This window comes from Rhodococcus sp. NPDC127527 (assembly GCF_042672245.1).
Taxonomy (GTDB): Bacteria; Actinomycetota; Actinomycetes; order Mycobacteriales; family Mycobacteriaceae; genus Rhodococcus_G.
Genome location: NZ_JBHXVP010000010.1, coordinates 122092 through 147736 on the forward strand (window position 1 = coordinate 122092; position 25645 = coordinate 147736).

Consider the following 25645-nt stretch of genomic DNA (forward strand, 5'->3'; position numbering starts at 1 on the left):
GGGCACGGGCATCGGGGTCGGCAACCGGAGTTCCCCCGCCGCGCAGGTCAGACCGCGGGCTCGTCCGGCGGCTCGTCGGGCGTCTTGCAGCAATGCTCCAGCCACATTGCTGCGGCGACCAATGCAATGCCGGCGGTCAGGCCCACCACCGCGCCGGTCGTGTCCGCCGCGGCGGCATCCACGGTCGACCTCTTCGGCAGCAGAAACAGGAGCAGCCCCAGCCACACACCCGCACTCGCAGCCCCGACCAGTGACGACGCCTTCGCAAGTGCGACCGCGCGGGCCGCGGTGATGGGATGGAGCTGATGCCGGTCCGGCCCGACCCTGTGCTCGGCGACGCGCGCCCGAATCACGAACGCCAGCCCGACCTCGATCGCCGCGACCGGATACAGCGAGGCACCGGCAAACACCGAGACCGGGGGCAGCGAACCGTAGAAGGCACCGACCAGCAGCCAGGACGCGATCGCCGCGAAGGCTGCCAGTCCCAGCAGGTCCCGGACCCGGGTCGGCTTCATCACAGTGTCGTCAATCGAAGGCCGGTGCGGCGCACGCCGTCGCGCTCGGCGGGGTCCAGGGCGGCCAGCAGATCGCGCGCGAGTACCGGCGCGCCGCCGAGCCGGAGTTCGGCGGCCGGATCGACCTCGAGCCACGGCACCAGGACGAACGCGCGCTCGTGCGCCCGCGGGTGCGGCAACGTCAACTCGGCGTCCGCGCTCACCACGCCGTCGCAGTCCACCACGTCGACGTCCAGGCTGCGCGGGCCCCACCGCTGTTCGCGGACCCGGTCGGCCGCGGCCTCGAGTTCGCGGCCCAGTGCGAGCCATCCCCAGCAGTCCAGGTCCGGATCCTCGGCGATCACCGTCGCGTTCAGGAAGTCCTGCTGTTCGACCCCGCCCCACGGCGCCGTCGCGTAGACGCTCGACGCCGAGATCACGCGGTCCCCCAGCGCCTCGACCACCGACCGCAGGTTCGCCAACGGGTCGCCCATGTTCGAGCCGATCGAGAGCACCACGCGACTCATCCCCGGGCCGCCTTGCGGGACCGTCGTGCCACCACCGCGACGTCGGCGAAGGTCAGCGGGATCGGTGCCGACGGCTTGTGCACCGTCACCTCGACCGCATTGACCCGGTCGTCGGCCAGCACCGCGTCGGCGATCTCGGCGGCCACCGTCTCGATGAGGTCGCGCGAGGGGCCGGCCACGATGTCGGCCGCGGTCTGCGCGAGCTCGCCGTAGTGCAGGGTGTCCTCGAGGTCGTCGGAGGCCGCGGCGGGCGCGAGGTCCATCCAGACGGTGACATCGACGTAGAAGTCCTGCCCGTCCCGCTTCTCGTGGTCGAATACCCCGTGATTGCCGCGAACCTTCAACCCGCGCAACTCGATTCGATCAGACATGCCCCGGCCTCTCCGCCGTCGTCCAGGCCCGGGCCACCGCGATCGCGTCCCGCGAGGCCCGGACGTCGTGCACCCGAACACCCCAGGCGTCACCACGGGCCGCGAGGGCCGAGATGACAGCGGTGGCCACCTCACGACCGTCGGGCGGGCGAATGCCCTCCTCGTCGGCCAGCAGTGCGCCGAGGAACCGCTTGCGTGAGGCCCCGATCAGCACCGGGAAACCCAGCGCGTTCAGCTGCGGCAGCGCCCCGAGCAGCGCCCAGTTGTGTTCGGCGGTCTTCGCGAAACCGAGGCCCGGGTCGAGGATCAGACGGGACGGGTCGACCCCGGCCCGCACCGCGTCGTCCACCGCCGCCAGCAGTTCCGAGCTGACCTCGGCGACCACGTCGCCGTAGTGCTCGACACCGCCCGCGTGGACGTACGCGCCTGCCGACCGCCAGTGCATGAGGATCCAGGGCAATCCGGCGTCCGCCATCACCGAGGCCATCGCCGGATCGGCCCGCCCGCCGGAGACGTCGTTCACGACCGCGGCACCCGCCTCGATCGCCGCCCGGGCCACCGACGCCCGCATGGTGTCGACGCTGACAGTGATGCCCTCGGCCACCAGGTCCGCGATCACCGGTGCGACGCGCTGCGCCTCCACCGCCGCATCGATCCGCTGGGCCCCGGGGCGCGTGGACTCGCCACCGACGTCGACGATGTCGACGCCGAGGCGCCGCAGTTCCAGACCGTGCGCGACGGCGGCGTCACGGTCGAGAAAGCGCCCGCCGTCCGAGAAGGAGTCGCTGGTGACATTGACGACGCCCATCACCACGGTGCGGCCCGGCGTCGGCAACACGGTCACTTGCGCAGGATCAGGTCCAGTGCCTCGGCGCGCGAGGCAGCACTGGACTGGAGCAGACCGCGCACCGCCGAGGTCGTGGTGCTCGCTCCCGGCTTGCGGATACCGCGCATCGCCATGCACAGGTGTTCGGCCTCGACCACGACGATGACGCCGCGCGGATCGAGCTTGCGGACGAGGGCATCGGCGATCTGGCTGGTCAGTCGTTCCTGGACCTGCGGCCGCTTCGCGTACAGGTCCACCAGCCGGGCCAGCTTCGACAACCCGGTGACCCGGCCCGTCGAGCCGGGGATGTAACCGACGTGTGCCACGCCGTGGAAGGACACCAGGTGGTGCTCGCAGGTCGAGTACATCGGAATGTCGCGCACCAGGACCAGCTCCTGGTGACCCTCGTCGAACGTGGTGTTGAGCACCGAGTCCGGGTCCGTGTACAGCCCCGCGAAGACCTCGCGATACGCGCGCGCCACCCGCGCCGGGGTGTCGATCAGACCGGGGCGGTCCGGATCCTCGCCGACCGCGACCAGCAGCTCGCGAACGGCCGCCTCCGCGCGGGCCTGGTCGAAAATCCGTCCTGTCTCGACCGACTGCAGCAAGAACTCACTCCCCTCACGGGAACTCGCACCACCGATGTGATTGACCGACACCGACCGCACCTCCACTTCTCAGGGACCGACGTCCACAGCTTGTCCCGTGCAGCACGGATCGTTGCCCAACACTAGTGCGCGCGAATCTACTGCTGCCCGTTCGGCCCCTCCCACGGCTCGGTCGAGACGTCCTTCTCGCCGGTCGGGTGCGACTGCTGCGGTGGCGGATTCCACTGCGGGTACCCGCTGTACGGGTTGTCCGCGGGCCGCGTGTGCTGGCCCTCGTTCGGGTTCCGCGGGGGCCAGCCCGGGGCCGACCAGCCGGCGGGGGCACCGTAGTCCGGCACCGAACCCGGCGAGGGCTGCGGCGCCTGCTGCTGCGGCGGGTACGGCGGGTAGCCACCGCCCGGCACCGGCTGCGGGTAGCCACCGTTCTGCGGCGCGGGCGCCGGGTATCCGTTCTGCGGTGTGGGGGCTGTTGCCCCCACAGGCTGGCGATCACCGAACGCCGGCTTGCGCACCGAATCGTCGGGCAACGGCTCGCCCCGCTCGATCGCCAGCTCGCGCGGCGTCTTCACCGGCGGCTTGTCGGATGGGGTGCGGCCGCCGAAGTCGTTGAACGCGGTGATCCGCGGCCGCTTCTCGACGGTGGTGAAGATCTTCTCGAGGTCCTTGCGGGTCAGCGTCTCGCGTTCGAGCAGCTCGGTCGCGAGGATGTCGAGCACGTCTCGGTACTCGTTGAGGATCGCCCACGCCTCGGTGTGCGCGGCCTCGATCAGGTTGCGCACCTCCTCGTCGATCTCTCGGGCGACCTCGTGCGAGTAGTCCGAGTTCATCCCCATCGAGCGGCCGAGGAACGGGTCGCCCTGCTCCTGGCCGTACCGAACCGCGCCGAGCTTGGCGCTCATGCCGTACTCGGTGACCATCGCGCGGGCGATCTTGGTGGCCTGGTCGATGTCGGAGGACGCGCCGGTGGTGGGCTCGTGGAACACCAGCTCCTCCGCCGCACGACCGCCCATCGCCATCACCAGGCGCGCGATCATCTCGGAGCGGGTCATCAGGCCCTTGTCGTCCTCCGGAACTGTCATCGCGTGACCACCGGTGCGGCCACGGGCCAGGATCGTCACCTTGTAGATCGGCTCGATGTCCGGCATCGCCCACGCGGCCAGGGTGTGCCCGCCCTCGTGGTACGCGGTGATCTTCTTCTCGTGCTCGGAGATGATCCGGCTCTTGCGGCGGGGACCGCCGATGACCCGGTCGACCGATTCCTCGAGCGAGGCCTCGGTGATGACCGTCCCGTTCTCGCGGGCCGTGAGCAGTGCGGCCTCGTTGATGACGTTCGCCAGGTCCGCACCGGACATGCCGACCGTCCGCTTGGCGAGGCCCTCGAGGTCCGCGTGCTGGTCGAGCGGCTTGCCCTGCGAGTGCACCTTGAGGATCGCGCGGCGGCCGGCCAGGTCCGGGTTGCTGACCGGGATCTGGCGGTCGAAGCGGCCCGGTCGCAGCAGCGCCGGGTCGAGGATGTCGGGGCGGTTCGTCGCGGCGATCAGGATGACGCCGGTGCGGTCACCGAAACCGTCCATCTCGACGAGCAGCTGGTTGAGGGTCTGCTCGCGTTCGTCGTGGCCGCCGCCGAGGCCGGCGCCGCGTTGGCGCCCGACCGCGTCGATCTCGTCGACGAAGATGATGCAGGGACTGTTCTGCTTGGCCTGCTCGAACAGGTCGCGCACCCGGGAGGCGCCGACACCGACGAACATCTCGACGAAGTCCGAACCGGAAATGGTGAAGAACGGCACCCCGGCCTCGCCCGCCACCGCGCGCGCCAGCAGCGTCTTGCCGGTACCGGGCGGTCCGTAGAGCAGCACGCCCTTCGGGATCTTCGCGCCGAGCGACTGGTAGCGGGTCGGGTTCTGCAGGAAGTCCTTGATCTCGTACAGCTCTTCGACCGCCTCGTCAGCGCCCGCGACGTCCGCGAAGGTGGTCTTCGGCATGTCCTTGGTCATCTGCTTGGCCTTCGACTTCCCGAAGCCCATCACGCCGCCGCGACCGCCGCCCTGCATGCGGCCCATGACGAAGACGAACAGTCCCAGCAGGATCACCATCGGCAGCACGAAGAGCAGGATCTGCGTCAGCCAGCTCTGCTGGCTGATCTTCGTGTTGTACTTCTCGAGCCCGGCCTTCTGCACGTCGTTGAAGATCTGCTCGGAGGCGGCACTCGGGTACTTGGCGATGATCTGGGTCGAGTCGTCGGTGGCGGAGTTGCCCTGCTTCAGGGTCAGCCTGACCTGCTGTTCGCGGTCGTCGATCTGCGCGTTGGTGACGTTCTTCGCCTCGAGCTGGGCGATGGCCACCGAGGTGTCGACATTCTTGTACCCGCGGGTGTCGTTGCCGAAGTAGCTGAACGCATAGATGATCAGCAGGATGCCGGCGACGATCGCCAGGTTGCGAAACACAGTCTTGCGGTTCATACAGGTTCAGCCGCTACGGGCCAGTCCTTTCCAGTTCCGGTCGAGCTCGGTGCGCCGGGTTCCGGCTGCTCACCGGACAATCAAGGTTACCGCGAACCCTGCTGGTGATGCCGGTAGCACTCGTCGCGGCGGGCCGGTGTCGGCACCGGTCCCGAACAGTAGAACGCGCGGATCCCGCCGATGGTTCCTCGGGGCACGCCCAACGACGTGTGATCCCGCCGCGCGTGGCCGCCGCTCGCTACGCTCACCGACATGACGCTGGCGTATCCCGAGGTCGTCGAGCTGGTTGCACGGTCCCAGGCGCGAGTCGAGGAGACACTCGCCACGCTGACCGAGATGCAGGCCCGCGCCGCGTCCGCCCTGCCCGGCTGGAGCCGCGGACACCTGGTCACCCACCTGGCCCGCAACGCCGACGCCCTGAACCGGCTCGCGCGCGGCGTGCTCGACGGGACGTCCCCCGAGATGTACCCGGGCGGACACGACGCCCGCGCGGCCGCCATCGAGGAGGGCGCGGATCGCCCCGTCGAACTGCTGACGGCGGACCTTCGGTTCGCCGGGGGGCGGGTGATCGACGCGCTGCGGTCGATCGGGCCCGACCTGCTCGGCACCCCGGTGAAATGGCGCAGGCCCGTCCCCGCCGCCGAGGTCCCGGTACTGCGCTGGCGCGAACTCGAGATCCACCACGTCGATCTCGACCTCGGCTACACCTGCCTGGACTGGCCGGTCGAATTCGTCGAGTCGACCCTCGACTCGCAGCTGCCGGAGCTGGCGAGGGTCGCGCCGGACCTGCCGCTGCCCGATCTGCCGCGGGCCGAACTACTTGCGTGGATCGTCGGCAGGCCCACCCGTGAGGACCTGCCCGAGCTGCCCCCGTGGCCGTTCTGAGTGCGCTGACGGGTTCTGCCCGCGGGGATACCCTTGAATTCGCGGGCGCCGAGTGTCCGGCGCCCCCGAAACGCTAGAAGGCTTCATGACGGATCGCCCGACTCGATCCACCCCCGACGCGACCGTCGCCGACGACGACGAAACGGTTGTCTCCGACGCGACGCGGCGGAGTGCGGCTTCCACCGAGGCGACCAACGAGTACTCCCGTGCCGTGCCGGAGGAACCGACCGAGCTCGAAGCACTGCTGACCGGGACCGCGGGCGATCCCGCACATCGCAGTGACATCAGCACCGTCCCCGCCGGGCCCGGCGACCGGCGCACCCTCGACGACCTCGACGCCGGCGAGCGGGTCGACGACTTCGACCTGCTGGTCGCCCTCGGCCGGGGTGCGTTCGCCCGGGTGTTCCTCGCGCGCCAGCGGTCCATGCAGCGGGTGGTCGCAGTGAAGATCTCCCGCGACCACGGCACCGAGCCCCAGACCCTCGCCCAGCTCGACCACGACTACATCGTGCGGGTCTTCGACCAGCGCGTCGTCGAGGAACTCGGGATGAAGCTGCTCTACATGCAGTACGTGCCCGGCGGCACCCTGCTCGGGGTGCTGCAGCGGGTCCGCGACACACCACCCGACCTCCGCACCGGGCGATTGATGCTCGACTCGATCGACGCGGTGCTCGACAGCAAGGGAGCGATCAGGCCGAGCGATTCGACGGTACGGGCCGAGATCGCCGGACTGTCCTGGCCGGAGACGGTCGCGTGGCTCGGCCGCAGGCTGGCCGAGGCGCTCGACTACGCGGGCAAGCGGGGCGTGCTGCACCGCGACATCAAGCCCGCGAACGTCCTGCTGACCGCGGAGGGAGTACCCAAGCTCGCCGACTTCAACATCAGCTTCAGTGATCAGGTGGCAGGCACGAGCCCGGTCGCCTACTTCGGCGGATCGCTGTCCTACATGTCGCCGGAGCAGTTGCGAGCCTGCCATCCCGACCTGCCGACGACCGCCGCCGATCTCGACACCCGCAGCGACATCTACGCCCTCGGCGTCATGCTGTGGGAACTGCTCACCGGCACGAAACCTTTCGCCGACCTCGGGGCCGGGGGGGCGACCGCGCCGACCCTGGAGCCAATGCTCGAGTCACGCAAACGCGGTATCGGACCCGAGGCGCTGGTGAGCCTGCCTGCCGACTGCCCCGCCGCGCTGCGCCGGGTGCTGCGCACCTGTCTCGACCCCGACCCCGCCAGACGCTGGCAGAGCGGCGCGGAACTGGCGCAGCAGTTCGAGCTCTGCCTGGACCCTCACGCCAGAGACCTCGTCGACCCACCACCACACAGTTGGCGACGGGTCATGCAGCGGTGGGCAATTCCGATCCTGGTCGCCGCCATCGCCATTCCCAACGCGCTGGCGGGCGCCTACAACTACCACCACAACAAGACCCTGATCATCAGCACGCTCTCGCCGCTGGCGCAGCGCCATTTCGAGCAGATCCAGTTCGTGATCAACGCCATCACCTTCCCGCTCGGCGCGATCATCCTGTTGTTCCTGTGCCGCTATCCGCTCACCGTGCCGCGCGGACTCCGCAAGGGCCGACGGTACGACGCGCCGACCCTCGCGCGCGCCCGCACCGACACCCTGTTGCTCGGAGACCGGGTCGTACTGGTCGTGTTCGGACTCTGGGCGTTCGCCGGCCTGGCGTATCCGATCTCGCTCCAGGTCGCGGCCGGCGGCGTACCGCCGGGCGCGTACGTGCACTTCCTCGGCTCGCTGGTCGTGTGCGGTGCGATCGCGGTCGCCTATCCGTTCTTCTTCGTGACCTTCTACGCGGTGCGCTGCCTGTACCCGGTGCTGCTGCCGCTCGGCATCACCAGCAGTGACGACGACCGCAAGCTGCGCGGACTCGACCGCCGCAGCACCCGATACCTCGCGGTCGCCGCCTCGGTTCCGCTGGTCGCGGTCGCCGGCATCACCTTCCTGTCCCCGGACCAGATCGGCGCGATGATCAGCGCGGTCCGAATCCTCAGTGTGGGAGCCATTTTCGCGTTCGTCTGGGCCTACTGGCTGTTCCGGCAGCTCGAGGTCGACCTGCATGCGCTCGAGCGGGTCGTCTCGCACGAACGCGCCGAACGCTGAGTGTCCGGCTCAGGCCCGGTCGTAGGTCAGCACGAGAGTGCCGTTGTCGAAGGCGCGGGTGCCGGTGAGGGTGAACATCGTCGGCTGGAACTCTCCGGAGAAGGCCCGGATGCCGGCGCCCGCGACCACCGGGTACAGCTTAACGATCAGCTCGTCGATCTGGGGCAGCACCGACGCCGCGAGCTTGCCCCCGCCGGCCAGGTAGATGTCCTTCCCCTCCTCCTGCTTGAGCCGCCGGATGAGTTCGGCCGGGTCGTCGGCGGTCACCTCGACGTCCGGGTGATCCACCGCACCGAGGGTCGTGGACACGACGTACTGGCGTAGCGGGCTGTAGGGACTGGCGATGCCGACGGACCGTGCGGGCTCGTAGGTGCCGCGCCCCATGATCAGGGTGTCGTAGCGCACCGGTTCGGCTTCGAGCCCGATCGCCTCGCGGACGTGCGCCGGGACCACCTCGGGGAACTGGGCGTTCATGTAGGCCGCGAGGTCCTCACCCACCGGGTAGAAGTCGTACTCCCCGTTCGGGCCCGCGATGTAGCCGTCGAGCGAGACACCGACGTAGTAGACCAGCTTTCGCATGAACAACTCCGTTCGTAGTACTCTATCTGAAGTGGTTTGAACTTAGTACTACGACTGGAGTGGTGTCAATGCGGCAGAACACGGAACGACGGGCGGCACTGGTCGACGCCGCCATCGAGGTGCTGGCCGCCGAGGGGGCCCGCGGCCTCACCTTCAGGGCCGTGGACAAACAGGCCGCAGTGCCGGCAGGCACCGCCTCCAACTACTTCACCAACCGCGACGACCTGCTCACCCAGGCGGGCGGCCGCATCTACGAACGCCTGCAGCCCGATGCGTCCACGATCGCGGCCAGCCTCTCCGGTCCGCGCGACCGCGCCCGGGTGGCTGCGCTGATGCGCGAACTCGTCGACCGCATCAGCGCCTACCGAACCGGATACCTGGCCCTGCTCGAACTTCGGCTCGAGGCAACCCGACGCCCCGAACTCCGCGACGTGCTCACCACCCGGATCCGCGCGGACGTCGATGCCAACGTGGCCTACCATCTGGACTCCGGGTTGCCCGGGGACACCACCAGCGTCCTCGCGCTGTACTTCTCGATGAACTGGCTGATCGTCGAGCACCTCACGCTTCCCGACGTCTTCCCCGAGGAACAGATGCACGACCTGGTGACCCGGATCGTGGAACGGGTCCTGCCGCAGACCTGACGTCACATTGCGACACCTCTGACCTGCACCCCGCCAGCATCGACGGTCGCAGCGATGATTTCCGGCGCCGCGGTCCGTCTACATCACCGACCACCTCGATCACAGCAGCGTGTATCGCCGGAACGAAAGGCCTCAACCATGGAAACCATCACCACACCAGCCGGAATCGTGCTGGCCTTCGACCGCTACGTCGGTGGTGACGCCGGGACGGTGATCCTGATCGGCGGCGCCTTCGGCGAGCGGAGGTTCCCGAAGATGGTGGCACTGGCCGAGCAGCTCGCCGAGACGTACCACCTGACCGTCGTCAACTACGACCGCCGCGGCCGTGGCGACAGCACCGATACGCCGGGCAGCTACGACGTCGAGAACGAGATCGACGACATCGCCGCGCTGGTCGAGGCCGTCGGCGGCTCGGCGGCACTGTTCGGCTGGTCCTCGGGCGCGGGGCTGGCACTGCTGGCCGCGGCTCGGGTGCCTGGCGTGAGCCGGGTGGTCGCCTTCGAGCCACCGTTCGTCGTCGACCACGAGAACTTCGTCCCCGCAGCGGATCTGCAGGTGCGGCTGCACGAGATGATCGATGCCGGGCGACGCGCCGAGACCGTCAGGATCTACATGACCGAGGCCATGGGGATGCCGCGTCTGTTCACCGCGATGATGCGGTTCACCCCGATGTGGAAGAACCTGCTCGCCACGGCCCCCTCGACGGCACACGACTGGGCCGTGATGGGCCCCTACATGCGCGGCGCGGCACTCGACCCCGCCGACTGGAGCGCCGTCACCGCGCCGACCCTGGTCATCTCCGGGGAGAAGAGCGGCGCCCTGCTGCGCACCGGCGCGGCGGCGATCACCGCGGTGCTGCCCAACGCAACCCACCGAGAAGTACCGAAGTTGAGCCACAACCCGAACATCAAGCTCCTCGCGCCGGTTGCCGGCGAATTCCTCACCCGCACAACGGAGCGCCCTCAGCCCGAACACGAGGCAGATCGATGAGGGTGACCAGGTAGTTCAGCTACACATGAGTGGGCCGCGCGGGCGCTCGAACGCCCGCACGGCCTGCTCCTTCGGCGCTGGCGGCCAGCACCTTCGGTGCTAGCTCACGATCCAGACACCGATCAGGGCGACGACCGCGACCCACACCGTGGAAATCGCGGCGAGCACGAACGGGCGCGGCCCGACCGAGCGCAACAGCGTCACCCGGACACCGAGCCCGAGGGCGAACATGGCCGCCGTCAGCAGCGCCGTCTGCAGCACCTTCGCCTGCGCGATCACAACGTCGGGCAGCATGCCGGAGGAACGCAGCGCCACACACCCGATGAAGGCGACGACGAACATCGGAACCAGCGGCGGCTGCTTGGAGTTCGCCTTGCCGCTCCCGTCGACATTCCGACGCTGCCGCGCACCGAGGTACGCCATTACCGGCGCCAGCATCAGCACGCGGGCCAGCTTGACGACCGTGGCGACCGCCAGCGCTCCCCCGCCGATGACACCACCCGCGGCGACCACCTGCGCGACCTCGTGGATGGATCCACCCGCCCACATCCCCGCCTGCCGGTCCGTGAGTCCGAGGGCATGGGACAGAAGCGGGATCGTCGGGATCATCAGCGTTCCGAAGACCACCACCAGGGCGACCGCGGTGAGAAGTTCCTCCTCCTTCGCATCGACCACGCCGTCGGCGGCCGCCGCGGCAGCCGCACCGCAGATCGAGAATCCGCAGGCGATGAGCACCCGCTGGGTCCAGGACAGCCCGAGCAGTTTGCCGACGTACATGGTTCCCACGATCCCGAGGACCACGATGGCCACCACGGCGCCGATCACCCCCCATCCCAGACCGATGACGTCACTGAACATCAGCTGAAACCCGAGAAGTGCGACGCCCACTCGGAGCAGTCGCTTGGCGGAGAAGTCCAGCCCCGGCCGGATCCAGGCCGGGACGGTGACGAGGTTCGCCATCAACGCGCCCAGCACGATGGCGATCAGCATCGGATTCACCGCGGGGACGAGGCGCCCGACCCCCATGGCGATCGCGGCGCCGACCGCGCACAGGCCCACGCCCGTCGCGATGCCGACCGACCGCGGTCGGGACTGGACGACGGCCGCTCGGCCGGCCGACGGCTGGCGGTCTCGGGTGGCTTCGTCAACTTCTTGGGACATGCCTGCAACTCTTCGCCACACCGGCCCGTCCGGGTAGCCCCCGATTGACCATCGCTGCATATCAAACTGATATGAAACCTTCGAATGGCATATAGTATTCGGATGTCCCCCCGATGGCCGGATCTCGACGTGCTGGAGCTGCTCGTCGGGGTCGACGATCACGGAAGCCTCAGCGCTGCTGCCAAAGTCGCCGGAATCGCACAGCCGAACGCCAGTCGCGCGATCAAACGGCTCGAGGCACAGATCGGCACAGCACTGCTGCAGCGAAAGCCGACCGGATCGACGTTGACGCCGGAGGGAACCGTGATCGCGCACTGGTCGAGGCAGGTGCTCGCCGACGCCCGTCAACTGCTGCACGTCGCCGAGGGCATGCGCGAGAAGCGCGCCGCCGAGCTCACCATCAGTGCGAGCATGACCGTCGCGGAGCACCTCATGCCCCGCTGGCTCGGGCAGTTCCGCCAAGTGGATCCGAATGTGACTATCCACCTTCAGGTTCGGAACTCCACCCAGGTGTTCGCCGACGTGACCGCCGGATCCTGCGACATCGGTTTCGTCGAGTCACCGACGGTGCCCCGCCCGCTGCACAGTGTCGCGGTGGCCCGGGACCGGCTGATCGTCGTCGTCCACCCCGACCATCCGTGGGCACGGCGCAGGCGTGCGCTGTCCGTCGCCGAGCTCGCGGGCACCCCCCTGGTGGTCCGCGAGCCCGGCTCCGGCACCCGCACCACCCTCGACGTCGCGCTGCACGAATACGACCGGGCAGCACCACTTCTCGAACTCGGCAGTGCGGCCGCCATCCGGACCAGCGTGCTCAGCGGCGTGGGACCCGCGGTGCTGAGCTCGCTGGCCGTGTCCGATCAGCTGGCGACGGGCGACGTGCGGGCGGTGGAGGTCGACGGGCTCGACCTCGCTCGCACGCTGCGCGCGGTGTGGCGCCCACCGCGCCAGCTCGAGGGGCCGGCCGGCGACCTGGTCCGACTGGTCCGCCGCACCGCGCGCTGACGGTTGTCACCTTGTGGCGGAGACCATCCCGGAGAGTTCACGCTTGAGGATCTTCCCGGTGGCGGTCATCGGCAGCACGGTGGCGAACTCGATGTGGCGGGGGTACTTGTAGTTCGCCATCTGGTCCCTGCACCAGGCGATCAGTTCGCTCTCGGTGATCTGCGCGTTCGGCTCCAGGATGACGAATGCCTTGATCTCCTCGCCGTGACTCTCGTGCGGGACACCGACGACCGCGGCCAGGGAGACTGCCTCGTGAGTCAGCAGGACCTCCTCGATCTCGCGGGGATAGACGTTGAACCCGCCGCGCACGATGAGATCCTTCGCCCGGTCGACGATGTAGTAGAAGCCGTCGTCGTCGCAGCGGGCCAGGTCACCGGTGCGTAGCCAACCATTCCGCATCACCTCGGCGGTGGCGGCGGGGCGGCCGAGATAGCCCGCCATGATGTTGTGCCCACGCAACGCGATCTCCCCGACCGCGTCCGGGCCCGACACCGTGTTCCAGTCCTGATCGACCAGTCGCGCCTCGATCCCCCACACCGGCACGCCGATCGAACCTGGGCGCGGGTCCCGCTCCGGGTCGCTGAACAGTGCGAGGGGTGAGGTCTCGGACAGGCCGTACCCCTCGAGGATCTGCACTCCGAACCGCTCGGCGAACCGGTTGAGGATCTCCACCGGCAGCGCTGCGCCGCCGGAGATGGCCCGGCGGATGGTGCCCGCGATCCGCTCCACGTCGATGGAGCCGTCGAGAGCACCGAGCAGGGCCCAGTACATGGTCGGCACGCCCGCGAACACGGTGACGGCCTCGTCGACCATCAGTCGCAGGGCCGCGGCGGCCTCGAATCTGGGCAGCATCACGAGGGTGGCGCCGACCGCAAGGCCCGCGTTCATCACGACGGTCTGCCCGAACGAGTGGAACAGCGGCAGGGTGACGAGGTACGTGTCGCGGCGAATCGGGTTGCTGTCGAACAGTCTGTTGGCCGTCGCCGCGTTCATCACCATGTTGGAGTGGGTGAGTTCGGCGCCCTTGGGCTTGCCCGTCGTGCCGCTGGTGTAGAGGATCACCGCGGGGTCGCCGGCCTCACGCACCACTGATTCCGCCTCCGCGGGCATGTCTGCCAACGCCGCCGCCAGCGTGGTGACGCCGTCGACCGGCGCGACGGCCGCGGGGTCGGCGGTGACGAGGAACATCTCCCGGCACCCGTCCGACTCCACGAATCCGGCGCGGCCGTACTCACCCATCGGCAGTTCCGCGGTTCCCTCGAAGCAGAAGTACGCCTTGGCGCTCGAATCCGTGAGGTGGTAAGCGATTTCGCGACCCTTGAGCATGACGTTCAGGGGGACGACCACGGCACCGGCCTTGAGGATCCCGTAGTAGACGATCGGGAACTGCGGCAGGTTCGAGCAGGACAGCGCGACCCGGTCGCCCGGCGTGATGCCGCGCGAGATCAGCAGGTTCGCCACCCGATTGGCTCGGGCGTTCAGCTCCGCGTAGGTCATCCGCTGGTCGCCCAGGACGACCGCGTCCCGGTCGGGGTAGCGGCGAGCGGAGTCCTCCAGAAGCATGGACAGGTTCAGCACGCTGAAGTCACTTTCGGTTGTCGCGGAGGATGGGGTCGGTGTCGGCACACGACGCGAGCGGTGCGTCCGTGGCAGCACGCACGAACTCCTCGGTCACTCCGGGTGCGCATTCACGCAGCACCAGACCCGCCTCGGTCACGTCGATGACGGCGAGATCGGTGATGATCCGGTGCACCACGGCCTGACCGGTGAGCGGAAGGGTGCACTCGCGCACGATCTTCGATCCGCCGTACCTGTCCGTGTGCTCCATCAGCACGATGACGCGGCGGGCGCCGTGGACGAGGTCCATCGCACCACCCATGCCCTTGACCATCGCACCGGGCACCATCCAGTTCGCCAGGTCACCGGACTCCGAGACCTGCATCCCGCCGAGCACCGCGGTGTCGATGTGCCCGCCGCGGATCATCCCGAAGGAGAGCGCCGAGTCGAAGAACGCGGCGCCGGGATTGACCGTGACGGTTTCCTTGCCTGCGTTGATCAGGTCCGCGTCCACCGCGTCCTCGTCCGGATAGGCACCGGTGCCGAGGATCCCGTTCTCACTGTGCAGCACCACCTCGAGCCCCGCCGGGAGGTGATTCGGGATCAGCGTGGGCAGGCCGATACCGAGGTTGACGTACTCCCCCGCCGAAAGCTCCGCTGCCGCCCGGGCCGCCATCTGCGCGCGGGTCCAGCCAACCACTTCGGTCACCGTCGTGCTCATGCGGCGGCCTCCTTCCGCGCCGTCACCGTGCGCTTCTCGATCTGCTTGTCCTGCAATCCCGTTGCGACGACGCGGTCGACGAAGATCCCCGGTAGGTGCACCTGTCCCGGGTCCAGCACACCGGGCTGCACCAGGGTCTCCACCTGTGCGATGCAGACTCGTCCGGCCATTGCCGCAAGCGGGTTGAAGTTGCGAGCCGCCAGGTTGAACACGAGGTTGCCGTCGGTGTCCCCGATCGCGGCGTGCACCAACGAGAAGTCGGTGGTGATCGACTCCTCGAGCAGGTACCGCTTGCCCGCGTACTCACGGACCTCCTTCGGAGGGGACGCTACGGCGACCGAACCATCGGCGCCGTACCGCCACGGCAGACCGCCCTCCGACACGGGGGTACCGACCCCTGCCGGGGTGAAGAACGCCGGGATGCCTGCGCCGCCGGCGCGGAGCCGCTCGGCCAGCGTGCCCTGCGGCGACAGCTCGACCTCCAGTTCCCCCGCCAGATACTGCCGGGCGAACTCCTTGTTCTCGCCGACGTACGACGCGATGACCCGACGGATCCGCTTCTGCCCCAACAGCAGCCCGAGCCCGTACCCGTCGGTTCCGCAGTTGTTCGACGCCACCTCGAGGTCGGTTGCAGACCCGTCTGCGATCGCCGCGATCAGCGCGTCGGGGATGCCACACAGCCCGAATCCCCCCACCGCCAGCGAGGCGCCGTTACCGATGTCGGCCACCGCCTCCGCCGCCGAGACGAATACCCGGGTCACGATGCGACCTCCTTGACGCACATCAGATCGGCGAGAAGCTCCTCGGCCTGCGGCCAGTACCCGTAGCCGGATGCGGGATTGAGGTGGCCGACGTCGCCGAGGTCGACCAGTCGGCTGCCCCACGTCTCCGCCATGCCCGCGATCCGCCGGTGGCCGCCGAGCGGGTCGTTGTCGCTCGCCGCGACGATGGTCGGGAACGGCAGGCGGCCCCGCGGGATGGGGTGCCAGCCGTGGCTGGCGAGGTCCTCGAAAGTCGGGTAGCCCTCGGGCAGCGGCTGTTCCAGGTCCGCCGGGGTCGCGAGCAGCGCACCCTGGATCGGGCGGGTCGGCCGCTGGGCCCAGTGCACCGTGATCATGCACCCGGCGCTGTGCGCGACCAGGACGACCGGCCCGTGGACGTCCGCGAGCACGGCGTCGAGCGCGGCCACCCGAGCGGCCAGGCTGAGCTTGTCGTGTTCGAGCGGCGGCACCGTGCGCACCCGGTCCAGCTTGGCCGCGAGCAGGGTCTGCCAGTGGTCGGCTACGTGGTCGCGCAGACCGGGCACGATCACCACGGTCGGGTCGGCATTGCTGTTCATGAGGCTCCAAAATTCGGTGGTACACAAGCAGATCGGCGCGACAGCGCCGCCGGCGCGTGACCGGTACCGGGGAGGGAGTACCGGTCACGCACGGACATCGGATGCGCTGGTCAGGCGTGCTGGGTGAATCCGGTCTGGCCCGGCTTGCGGTTCGGCGCGTACCCGAGCTTGGCGAGGGTCTCGTCGGCGTCGGCGTAGGTGGTGCCGATCCGGTAGATGTCGCGGGCCTCCTTCGCGGTCGCGACCTCGCGGCCCAGCTCGTTGGCGACGCGCACCAGCTGGCGGACCTGCTCGGCGGAGGTGATCTTGACCTCGCCGCTCGGCGCCCACAGGTTGTCCTCGTTGCCGCAGCGCGGGTGCAGGCCCATCGCGATGGCCATCGTGTTCACCGGCAGCACGCTGCGCATCAGCGTCTCCAGAGTCAGGCAGGCGCCGTCCGGGACCCGGTCGATGAACTGCATCATGTTGTACGGGTTCGGGCCGTCGAAGCCGCCACCGATGGCGACCCAGGTCAGGTTCAGCGGACCGGTGTAGACGCCGCGGCGGATCAGCCGCTCGACGGTCTCGAGCTGCGGGATCGACGAGAGCTGGAAGTGCGGCTGGATGCCGGCGGCCTGCAGGCGGCGCAGGTGCTCCTCGACCCACTCGGGGCCGGCGGGCACGGTCATCTCGCGGTAGGTCGTGGCGAGCTCGGCGTTCTCGAGGGAGGTGCCCTTGATGTCGCCCGGGGTCATCAGCTCCATGATGTTCATCTGGCTGGTGTTGATCGCGATGGTGACCTGGTCCGGCTTCGGATCGAGCTCGGCGAGCATGTGGCGGACGTTGTCCGGCAACCACTTCGCGTCGGCGCCGTCGCCCTCCGGCGCGAAGGAGATCGAGCCGCCGACCTGCAGGATCATCTCCGGCACCGCCTCGCGGAGGCGGCCGAGGAGCTCGTTGAACTTCGACAGCCGCTTGGAGCCCTTGCCGTCCTCCTCCCGGACGTGGATGTGCAGCACGGTGGCGCCGGCCTCGAAGCAGTCGACGGCCTGCTGGACGTGCTCATCCATCGTCAGGGGCAGGTCCTCGGGGAAGTCCTCGACCGCCCACTCCGGGCCGTACGGGGCAACGGTGATGACCAGCTTGTCCTGGTTCTCGGGGAACAGAGCGTCGTCGTGGAAATGCATGTCAATCTCCTGTCGAGGGGCTGGAAAGGCTTGAAGTGAAAAGGGGTTCGCGTGAATCAGAAGGGGCGGTCGCCGATGATGCCGGCGCGCTCCATCTTTCGGACGTCGGGCCAGTAGTCCTGGACTGCGTAATGCTGCGTGGAGCGGTTGTCCCAGATCGCGACGCTGTTGGGGGTCCACCGCCAGCGCACCTGGTACTCGGGGATCGCGGCCTGGCTCTGCAGGTAGCGCAGCAACTCCCCCGCTCCCGGTGCGTAGTCGATGCCGCACCGGACGTTCTCGGCGGTGTGGAAGTTCGTCAGGTGGGTGGTGAAACTGTTGACGAACAGGATCTTCTCGCCCGTCTCCGGGTGCGTGCGCACCACGGGGTGCTCGGCGTCCGGAAAGCGCTCCTTGAGCTCGAGTCGCTGTTCGATCGGCATCCGCGCGCCGAAGGTCGCCTCGATGCTGTGCCGCGCCCGCAGACCCGCGATCTGCTCCTTGACGTGCTCGGGCAGCCGCTCGTAGGCAAGAGCCATGTTCACCCACATGGTGTCGCCGCCGACCTCGGGTCCCTCGATGCACCGCAGCACGCACCCCATCGGCGGGTTCTCCCGCCACGTGGCATCGCAGTGGTAGGCGTTCTCGAACCGCTCCGGTGGGCTGTCGAGGTCCTTGTAGATCCGGACGAGGCCGGGATGGTCCGGATCGCTGCCCAGCGCGGGATGGTCCTCGAGCGAGCCGAACCGCTCGGCGAGCGCCACGTGCTCGGCGCGGCTCATGTCCTGATCCCGGAAGAACAGCACCTTGTGCTCGAGCAGCAGGGACTTCAGCTCCGCGAACAGTCGGTCGTCGCGGGCGATCTCGGCGAGGTCGACGCCGACGAGTTCCGCGCCGATGCTGCAGGTCAGCCGCCGGGCATCCATCGTCGGCACCGGGGCGGCTGCAGTTCGAACGTCCGCGCGGTCGATGATTGTGGTCATGACGCTCTCCTTTGCGGTCGGGTGGACGGGCTTTCAGACTGTGAGGACCGAGGAGCCGATACTGATGCCCGACTCCATGTCGCGATGCGCTCGCTCGGCGTCCGCGAGGGCGTAGCGCTGGTTGATCTCGATCGAGATGCGGCCGGCCGCAACATGACCGAACAGTTCGCCCGCGAGCTCGGCCCGCTCGGCCGGATCCGCGATGTAGTCGGCGAGAGCCGGCCGGGTGATGTACAGCGATCCCTTGACGGCCAGCTGCTGGGCGATGATGGGCGGGGTCGGTCCCGAGGCGGTGCCGAAGCAGACCATCAGGCCACGCCTCGCAAGCGAGTCCAGGGAGGTCTCGAAGGTGGTCGCCCCGATGCTGTCGTACACGACGGGAACGCCGACGCCGTCGGTGATCTCGCGGACCCGCTCGGCCACATTCTCGCGCTTGTAGACGATGACGTGCTCGCAGCCGTGTTCCTTCGCGACCACAGCCTTCTCGTCGGTCGAGACGGTGCCGATCACCTTGATACCCAACAGCTTTGCCCACTGAGTGAAGATGAGTCCGACGCCACCGGCGGCGGCGTGCAGCAGCACGGTGTCGCCGGCCTTCAGCGGGTGGATTCGGCGCAGCAGGTAGGCCGAGGTCAGCCCGCGCATCGTCATCGCCGCGGCGGTCTCGAACTCGATGCCGTCGGGCAGCGAGATCAGGTGCTCAGCCGGCATCAGCCGTTCGGTGCTGTACGCACCGAGCGGGCTGCCGGTGTAGGTGACTCGGTCGCCCTCCTTGAACCCCGTGACGCCGGCGCCGACGGCCTCGACGACACCGGCGGCCTCGACGCCCATGCCCGCGGGCAGCGGCGCCGGGTACAGTCCGGTACGGAAGTAGGTGTCGGCGAAGTTCAGGCCGACCGCCTCGTGGCGAACCCGCACCTCACCCGGCCCCGGCTCGCCGACCTGCACGGATTCCCACTGCAGGACCTCCGGACCGCCGGTTTCGTGGAAGCGGATCGCTTTCGCCATTGCCTTCTCCTTGATCGTGGTTCCACCGGAAGCAGACGACGTTCCGATGTGACTCAGTTGACACGACACTAACGATGAGAGAAGGTTCACACTTACCCCTACGGGACATAATTGTTCGCCTTTCGGGACAGGTACCGCAGGCGCCCGAGACGAGTCGAACGCGATCGAGAAGAGGTGACTCGAGTGGCAAAACCCCTCGCGCGGTATGCGGCGTTGACCGGCTACATCGAGCTGAGCCGCACGCTGTCACTCGACCCGGTGCAGATGCTTCGCGGCGCCGGCCTCGATCCGGGAGGCCTCGAGCTCCAGGATCGCTGGGTGCCCGCATCGGCGGTCGCCCGGCTCCTCGAACAGTCCGCGGCCACGTCGGGGCGACAGGACTTCGCACTCAAGCTGGCCGAGCGGCGACGACTGTCGACCCTCGGTCCGCTCAGCGTGAGCATCCGCGAGGAGCCGGACGCCCGAAGCGCGCTCCGCATGCTCATTCGGTATCAGCACATGTACAACGAGTCGCTGCACATCCGGATGTCGGAGCGGGACGGCCTCACCACCATCCGGATCAGCGTCGAGCCCGGCGAACCGATCCCCGTTCGGCAGTCGGTGGAACTGGCGGTCACCGTGACCCACCAGCTCCTGCGGCAGCTCCTCGGCGATCGATGGCACCCGGTGTCGGTGTGCTTCGAGCACAGCCGACCCACCGACGACACGACGCATCGCCAGGTCTTCGACGCACCACTCCACTTCGACAGCGACTTCACGGGAATCGTCACGTACACAGGCGATCTGGACGAACCGAACAGGTTGTCCGACCCACACCTGCGGTCGTACGCGCAGCAGTTCCTCGACACACTCACCGTCCCCGAGGAACCCACGCTCGACAACCGCATCCGCGAGCTCGTCGACCTCTTGCTGCCGACCGGGCGGTGCTCGATCGAGCAGGTGGCCCGCAGCCTCGGCGTCGACCGACGGACGGTGCATCGACACCTCACGAAGTCCGGACAGACGTTCACCTCGGTCGTCGACTCCACGCGAGCCGAACTCGCGAACCGCATGGTCACGGGCCGGCGATACTCGTTCACGGAGATCTCGGAGATGCTCGCCTTCTCTACGCCGAGCAGCTTCTCCCGCTGGTTCAACCAGCGGTTCGGCATGAGCCCACGTGCGTGGCGCACGCAATCCGCGGGATAGCCGGTCCTTCCGGTCGACCGGCCGAGTCCACCCTCCCGGCCATGTCCCGATATGCACAGCATCCCGTCCCGCAGGGGTAATTATTCGACTCACGTGCGACGTAGTGTGATACAGGCCACCATCCGGCCGGATCGTTGCCCGCATCTCATCCATTTTCGTTATTCGTGAAACGAGCGACGCATGACGACGAGCCCCGAGTTGACACCTACTCCCACGATCGACCGCATGCAGCGCGAGGGAAACTGGAATCCTATGTGGGACAAGCTGTTCCAATGGGATCCTGAATGGACCGAGCAGTTCATGGCAATGAATGCGACCCCCGTGCGTCGGGGGGTGTTCTCGCCCGAGTTCGTGGAACTGCTCAGCATCGCCATCGACGCCGCCGCGACCCACATGTACGCGCCGGGAGTTCGCCGGCACATCCGGGCCGCACTCGAGCTCGGCGTGTCCAGGCAGGAGATCCTCACCGTTCTCGAGATGGTGAGCGTCCTCGGTATCCACGCCTGCAACCTCGGCGTGCCGATTCTCGCGGAGGAACTCGACGCGTTCGAATCCCGGCGCGCAGCGCGCTGACCGCCTGCCGCCGCACCTTCCGTCCCTCTGCCGAATGAGGAGCACCATGGAACTCACTTCCACCCTGACCGACCACGAGTCCGGTTCCGCCGGCCCCGCGCCCAGCGCGACCGCCGAGAACCGCCCGCACCGCGGACGCCGGAGGCTCTACCCCTGGCTCGTGTTCGCACTGACCTTCGCACTGCTGCTGTCCGACTACATGTCTCGCCAGGTTCTCAGCGCGGTGTTCCCGTTCCTCAAGTCCGAATGGGCGCTGACAGATTCGCAACTCGCATCTCTCGTCAGCATCGTCGCGCTGATGGTCGGGCTGCTCACGTTCCCGCTGTCGCTGCTCGCCGACCGGTGGGGTCGTGTCCGAAGCCTCACCCTGATGGCGGTGATCTGGAGCATTGCGACCCTCAGCTGCGCGATCGCCTCCAACTACGATCAACTGCTCGTCGCCCGCTTCTTCGTGGGCGTGGGCGAGGCGGCCTACGGCAGCGTCGGCATCGCGGTGGTCCTCAGCGTCTTCGCCCCCCGCGTCCACTCGACACTCAGCGGCGCCTTCATGGCCGGCGGGTCCTTCGGCTCGGTCGTCGGTGTCTCCCTCGGAGGTGTCATCGCGGTGCATCTGAGCTGGCGCTGGTCGTTCACGGCGATGGCAGTCCTCGGACTCCTGCTGGTCGCCGTGTTCCGCGCCGTCGTCACCGAGCGCCGACTCGCGGAGCATGCCGTCAACGAGGACGTCGCACTCATCGGTGCCTCCGGAAGGCCGGTCCGGGTCCCGGTGTCGAGCCTGTTCACCAACTCCGCCGTGTGGTGCGCGTACCTGGGCGGCGGCCTGCAGATGTTCACCGCGGCCGTCCTGCTCGCCTGGATGCCGAGCTTCTTCAACCGGACGTACGGCCTGGCCCCCGACAAGGCCGCGGTGGTCGCATCGGTGTTCGTGTTGCTCATCGGCTCCGGCATGGTCGTGTGCGGGTTCATCACCGACCGCGTGAGCCGGAACGACCCGTCACGGAAGTGGACCAGCGCCATCGCGTTCTGCATCATCTCGCTGGTGATGCTCGGGACCGCGTTCCACCTGCACACCGGTGCGCCGCAATTGATCCTGCTCGGTGTCGGAGCCTTCTTCGCCGCGGGATCCTCCGGGCCCACCGCGGCGGTGGTGGCAGGGCTGACCCACCCGGCGGTGCGCTCGTCCGCCTTGGGCACGCTGACCGTCGCCAACAACATCCTCGGGCTGGCGACCGGACCGTTCGTCATCGGTCTCCTCGCCGACCGACTCGGGCTGGTCGAGGCGCTGCAACTGGCACCGCTGGTGTACGTCCTGGCGATCGTCGCCCTGTACCTCGGCAGGCGGATGTACCCGGCCGGACTCGCGAAGCTCGCGGACCAGACCGCCTCCGCGGCAGCCAAGGCCTCCGCCTCGGCCTAGGCCTAGGCCTCGTCGGTCGAACCAAATCGGACCTGTTGTGGTGGAATCGATCTCACCACAACAGGTCCGAGTTCGCTGAATACCGGTCAGCCCATCGTTGCCGAGTACGCGCCTTCGGCATGCGCCGTCATACGCCAGCCGCCGTCCACGCCCTCGAGCACCACATCCGACATGTTGACCGTCCGCAGTTGCGGCCGCACGTCGCCCGGGTACCACGCCTCCACGCGACCCGACCCCTTGCCGGCGAAGCCGATCGCCGTGACCTCGGTCAGCTCACCGGGAACCGCGCGCGGGTACGCACGTGCCAGTGCGGCCGCGACGTCGTTCTGCAACCCGAGTGGGGTGCCGGACGGGCAGTCGACGACATTGAGGTTCTCCTGCGGCTTGGACGTGTTGCCGTCCCGCACGGCATGCGGATCGCCGCACGCCTGAATCCACGACCACCACGCGCCGCCGATGCGGTACCGGTTCATCGCATCCGTGAATCGGTCCGTGTCGGCCGCCGCATTGTCACCCCACCAGCCCCACTCGCCCGTCCACAGCGGTGCGTCGTAGCCTGCGGCCGCGTCCGCGGCGATCTTGAATCCCTCCTCGAGGGTCGGGAAGTCGCTGCTCACGGTGATCGACTGGCTGTAGAGGTGCGGAGAGAAGACGACGAGCGGATCCGACACGTAGTGACGCGGCGGCACCGCGTCGAGCCCGAACCCGGACCAGATCGCACTCGGCTCGAAGATGGCCAGGTGCGGGAACCCACCCGCCTCCGCCTGCCGGATCGCCGCGATCGCGCGCTGATAGAAACGACCGAGCTGGTCGGCCGCCGCGACCGGGTCCCGAAGACCGGGATTGGGCTCGTTCAACAGGTCGTAACCGGCAACCGCGGGCTCGTTCTTGAACTCCGCCGCGAGCCGGGCCCAGGTCGCGACGAGGTGACCCTGCACGCCCTGTTCGTCGTCGTAGAACGACTGGAATGCGCGGGCCACCGCAGGCGAGACCTCACGGACACCCCCGACGTTGCACGTCGTCCAACCGTGCGTGATGGTCGCCCATTCCGGCGCACCGTCCCACCCGATCCCCGGCTTCGTCAGCGGGGGGCACTGTTCGCCCTTCGGCGTGCCCACCGACGGACCCCACGCATCCTGGTGCATGTCGAGCACCGTGTACAGACCGTGCGCCTTCGCGTCCGACACGGCTTCCCGAATCCGACCGACGTAGTCCTGATCGAACGCACCGGGGGTGGGCTCGAGCTTGGACCACGCGACATTGAGCCGCACGACGTTGAATCCCAGCGCCGCCATCCCCGCGAAATCGCTGCGGTGGAGCGGCATCACCGTCGGCAGGCCGGTGCCGTTGTCCGAATAGTCGTTGAGCTGGTTGACGTTCACACCGCGCAACAGCACCGTGCGCCCGTCGACGTCCTTGATCGTGCGGTTCTCGACGGTCAGCCTCGGCAACGACCAGCCGGCGGGGGCAGGCGCTGCCGCAGCGCTCGGGGCCGCCTGCAGAGTCAGGGCCGCGAGGACTACCAAAAGCAGTGTGCGCACGAGCGTGTGCCTCCTAAACAACCGTCCAGTTTGCCCAGAGTTTAGCCACACGCAACCTGTCGGGGGTACAAGACGGAGCATCGGGTTTCCGTCACACCGACGCGACCCTCGTCCGTCACACCGACGCGACCCTCGTCCACGGCAGCAGCTGCTCCAGCTGCGCGGCCACCGCCAGGATCTTTCCCTCGCCGCCGGGCGGCGCCGCGATCTGCACTCCGAGCGGAGTCCCGGTCTGCGGGTGGATCCCGGCAGGCACGCTCGCCGCCGGCCACCCCGCCAGATTCCACAACGAGGGGAAGGGCGCATACCGCACGTTCGCGACCACATTCGACAGCCACGACTTCTCGCTCCACCGAGCCGACGCAATCGGCGCCGCGGCCAGGGTCGGCGTGATCACCACGTCGTAGTCGGCGAAGAACCCGTCCAGCGCCCGCTGCACCCGCTCCACCTGCTCGGGCTTGACGAACCTGGCGAGCCGTCGACCCACCGCCGCGTGCCCGCGGGTCCGCCGCTGCAGCAACGCCGGATCCAGCTCCGCCGCATCCGCCGCGGTGCCCGCCGTCCACCGCGCGATCAGCGGGAGCGGGTTCGCCGGGTACGGCAGCTGTGCGGTCGCGATGTGATGGCCCGCCCCGCCGAGCGCGGCCGCGGCCCGCTCCGCCGCCGCCCGCCAGTGCGGATCGACCCGGACGAACGCGAGCGGTGACCGCGTCGACACCGCGATCCGCAGCGGGCCGGGATCGGCGACCTCGGAGAGTTCGGGCCGGCCCGCCATCACCGACAGCAGCAGCGCGGCGTCCGCGACGGTGGTCGCGATCGGACCGTTCTCCGACATCCCGAACCACGAGTCGACGCCGAGCTCGGCGGGCACCAGGCCTCGGCCCGGCTTGATCCCGACCACCCCGCACGCCGCGGACGGGATCCGGATCGAACCCATGCCGTCGGCGCCGTGCGCGGCCGGGACCATGCCCGCCGCGACCGCGACCGCCGATCCGCCGGACGAACCGCCCGACGTCCGGGACGGGTTCCACGGGTTCCGGGTGATCACCTCCGGGGTGTCGGCCGTCCCCCACAGGCACAACTCGGGCACGGCGGTGAGCCCGACGACCACCGCGCCCGCGGCGCGCAACCGCGCCACCACCGGATGGTCGGCCGTCGCAGGCAGGGGCGAACTCGCGCGCGATCCGTTGCCGAGTCGGTGGCCGGTCACCGGCACGTTGTCCTTGATCGCGATCGGCACCCCGGCCAGCGGCAAGTCCGAGAGGTCGCCCCGGGCAGCCAGGGCGGCCGCCTCGGCCCTGGCCCGCTCCGGGCGCACCGCCACGAATGCACCCAGCTGCAGATCGCGTTCGGCGATTCGCACCAGCGCGGCATCGACGGCCTCGGTCGGGGTGAGCGCTCCCGAACGCACCCGCGCGGCAATGGAGGAGGCGGTGAATTCCGGGTCCATCACCCGATTATGCGCTCGAATCGCCGCTCGACCGGGTGCATCGCCGCACGGGTGG

General features: G+C 68.8%; 25 protein-coding genes. 8 read left to right on the plus strand and 17 right to left on the minus strand.

From position 1 onward, the window contains the following. Positions 1–47 precede the first annotated feature (47 nt). The 6 genes from ACFVH2_RS17610 to ftsH form a co-directional block, all read right to left on the minus strand. Entirely contained in the window at positions 48–515 is a 468-nt protein-coding gene (locus ACFVH2_RS17610) for a DUF3180 domain-containing protein (RefSeq protein WP_378423383.1), read from the minus strand. Beyond that, positions 515–1021: a 2-amino-4-hydroxy-6-hydroxymethyldihydropteridine diphosphokinase gene (gene folK, locus ACFVH2_RS17615; protein WP_378423381.1), complete on the minus strand. Its 507-nt coding sequence runs from the start codon at positions 1019–1021 to the stop codon at positions 515–517. The genes ACFVH2_RS17610 and folK overlap by 1 nt, the downstream gene beginning before the upstream one ends. Next, positions 1018–1392 (minus strand): dihydroneopterin aldolase, encoded by a 375-nt coding sequence (gene folB / locus ACFVH2_RS17620; protein WP_378423379.1) that lies wholly within the window; start codon positions 1390–1392, stop codon positions 1018–1020. The genes folK and folB overlap by 4 nt, the downstream gene beginning before the upstream one ends. Further along, the gene (folP, locus tag ACFVH2_RS17625) at positions 1385–2200 is read right to left on the minus strand and encodes a dihydropteroate synthase (protein WP_378423611.1); all 816 of its coding nucleotides are present in this window, start codon (positions 2198–2200) and stop codon (positions 1385–1387) included. Before folP ends, folB begins: the two co-directional genes overlap by 8 nt. A 32-nt stretch (positions 2201–2232) precedes the next feature. Further along, entirely contained in the window at positions 2233–2877 is a 645-nt protein-coding gene (gene folE, locus ACFVH2_RS17630; RefSeq protein WP_378423377.1) for a GTP cyclohydrolase I FolE, read from the minus strand. Positions 2878–2963: 86 nt separating this feature from the next. Next, on the minus strand, positions 2964–5285 hold the full coding sequence (ftsH, locus tag ACFVH2_RS17635; RefSeq protein WP_378423375.1) for an ATP-dependent zinc metalloprotease FtsH: 2322 nt from the start codon (positions 5283–5285) through the stop codon (positions 2964–2966). 252 nt (positions 5286–5537) lie between these two features. Between ftsH and ACFVH2_RS17640 the strand changes: the two genes are divergently transcribed. Next, complete coding sequence (locus ACFVH2_RS17640) at positions 5538–6170, plus strand: maleylpyruvate isomerase family mycothiol-dependent enzyme (RefSeq protein WP_378423373.1); 633 nt, start codon at positions 5538–5540, stop codon at positions 6168–6170. 85 nt (positions 6171–6255) lie between these two features. Next, on the plus strand, positions 6256–8292 hold the full coding sequence (locus tag ACFVH2_RS17645) for a serine/threonine-protein kinase (protein WP_378423371.1): 2037 nt from the start codon (positions 6256–6258) through the stop codon (positions 8290–8292). A 9-nt stretch (positions 8293–8301) separates the two neighbouring features. Here the strand turns inward: ACFVH2_RS17645 and ACFVH2_RS17650 are convergent, their stop codons facing one another. Then, positions 8302–8871, minus strand: a complete 570-nt coding sequence (locus tag ACFVH2_RS17650; protein WP_378423370.1) for a dihydrofolate reductase family protein — start codon at positions 8869–8871, stop codon at positions 8302–8304. A 68-nt stretch (positions 8872–8939) separates the two neighbouring features. Between ACFVH2_RS17650 and ACFVH2_RS17655 the strand changes: the two genes are divergently transcribed. Then, positions 8940–9515, plus strand: coding sequence for a TetR/AcrR family transcriptional regulator (locus ACFVH2_RS17655; RefSeq protein WP_378423368.1), 576 nt, complete (start codon positions 8940–8942; stop codon positions 9513–9515). A gap of 138 nt (positions 9516–9653) precedes the next feature. Then, positions 9654–10505 carry an alpha/beta fold hydrolase gene (locus tag ACFVH2_RS17660; RefSeq protein ID WP_378423366.1) on the plus strand — a complete coding sequence of 284 codons (852 nt, stop codon included), beginning with the start codon at positions 9654–9656 and terminating at the stop codon, positions 10503–10505. A gap of 99 nt (positions 10506–10604) precedes the next feature. Here ACFVH2_RS17660 and ACFVH2_RS17665 read toward each other — a convergent pair whose 3' ends face one another. Further along, entirely contained in the window at positions 10605–11666 is a 1062-nt protein-coding gene (locus tag ACFVH2_RS17665; RefSeq protein ID WP_378423364.1) for a YeiH family protein, read from the minus strand. A gap of 102 nt (positions 11667–11768) precedes the next feature. On the opposite strand from ACFVH2_RS17665, the gene ACFVH2_RS17670 reads away from it, so the two are divergent. Further along, positions 11769–12668, plus strand: coding sequence for a LysR family transcriptional regulator (locus ACFVH2_RS17670; RefSeq protein WP_378423362.1), 900 nt, complete (start codon positions 11769–11771; stop codon positions 12666–12668). Positions 12669–12674: 6 nt separating this feature from the next. On the opposite strand, the gene ACFVH2_RS17675 is transcribed toward ACFVH2_RS17670, so the two are convergent. The 7 genes from ACFVH2_RS17675 to ACFVH2_RS17705 all read right to left on the minus strand — a co-directional run bounded on the left by ACFVH2_RS17675 (position 12675) and on the right by ACFVH2_RS17705 (position 19421). Next, complete coding sequence (locus ACFVH2_RS17675) at positions 12675–14246, minus strand: long-chain fatty acid--CoA ligase (protein ID WP_378423361.1); 1572 nt, start codon at positions 14244–14246, stop codon at positions 12675–12677. Between the two features lie 7 nt (positions 14247–14253). Then, positions 14254–14946 (minus strand): 3-oxoacid CoA-transferase subunit B, encoded by a 693-nt coding sequence (locus ACFVH2_RS17680; protein WP_378423359.1) that lies wholly within the window; start codon positions 14944–14946, stop codon positions 14254–14256. After that, complete coding sequence (locus ACFVH2_RS17685; RefSeq protein ID WP_378423357.1) at positions 14943–15707, minus strand: CoA transferase subunit A; 765 nt, start codon at positions 15705–15707, stop codon at positions 14943–14945. The genes ACFVH2_RS17680 and ACFVH2_RS17685 overlap by 4 nt, the downstream gene beginning before the upstream one ends. Then, entirely contained in the window at positions 15704–16285 is a 582-nt protein-coding gene (locus ACFVH2_RS17690) for an RBBP9/YdeN family alpha/beta hydrolase (protein ID WP_378423355.1), read from the minus strand. Before ACFVH2_RS17690 ends, ACFVH2_RS17685 begins: the two co-directional genes overlap by 4 nt. Before the next feature lie 110 nt (positions 16286–16395). Further along, positions 16396–17451, minus strand: coding sequence for a 3-keto-5-aminohexanoate cleavage protein (locus tag ACFVH2_RS17695; RefSeq protein WP_378423353.1), 1056 nt, complete (start codon positions 17449–17451; stop codon positions 16396–16398). Between the two features lie 56 nt (positions 17452–17507). Then, positions 17508–18356 (minus strand): TauD/TfdA dioxygenase family protein, encoded by an 849-nt coding sequence (locus tag ACFVH2_RS17700; protein WP_378423609.1) that lies wholly within the window; start codon positions 18354–18356, stop codon positions 17508–17510. A gap of 90 nt (positions 18357–18446) precedes the next feature. Continuing rightward, entirely contained in the window at positions 18447–19421 is a 975-nt protein-coding gene (locus tag ACFVH2_RS17705) for a quinone oxidoreductase family protein (protein WP_378423351.1), read from the minus strand. Positions 19422–19604: 183 nt separating this feature from the next. On the opposite strand from ACFVH2_RS17705, the gene ACFVH2_RS17710 reads away from it, so the two are divergent. The 3 genes from ACFVH2_RS17710 to ACFVH2_RS17720 all read left to right on the plus strand — a co-directional run bounded on the left by ACFVH2_RS17710 (position 19605) and on the right by ACFVH2_RS17720 (position 22599). Then, the gene (locus ACFVH2_RS17710) at positions 19605–20609 is read left to right on the plus strand and encodes an AraC family transcriptional regulator (RefSeq protein WP_378423349.1); all 1005 of its coding nucleotides are present in this window, start codon (positions 19605–19607) and stop codon (positions 20607–20609) included. A gap of 180 nt (positions 20610–20789) precedes the next feature. Further along, positions 20790–21182 (plus strand): carboxymuconolactone decarboxylase family protein, encoded by a 393-nt coding sequence (locus ACFVH2_RS17715; RefSeq protein ID WP_378423347.1) that lies wholly within the window; start codon positions 20790–20792, stop codon positions 21180–21182. A gap of 46 nt (positions 21183–21228) precedes the next feature. Continuing rightward, entirely contained in the window at positions 21229–22599 is a 1371-nt protein-coding gene (locus tag ACFVH2_RS17720; protein ID WP_378423346.1) for an MFS transporter, read from the plus strand. An 86-nt stretch (positions 22600–22685) separates the two neighbouring features. Here the strand turns inward: ACFVH2_RS17720 and ACFVH2_RS17725 are convergent, their stop codons facing one another. Together ACFVH2_RS17725 and ACFVH2_RS17730 are read right to left on the minus strand one after the other, a co-directional pair. Beyond that, complete coding sequence (locus ACFVH2_RS17725) at positions 22686–24140, minus strand: glycoside hydrolase family 5 protein (RefSeq protein ID WP_378423344.1); 1455 nt, start codon at positions 24138–24140, stop codon at positions 22686–22688. A 115-nt stretch (positions 24141–24255) separates the two neighbouring features. Then, a complete protein-coding gene (locus ACFVH2_RS17730) occupies positions 24256–25593 on the minus strand; it encodes an amidase (protein WP_378423342.1) in 1338 nt (445 codons plus the stop codon). Positions 25594–25645 lie beyond the last annotated feature (52 nt).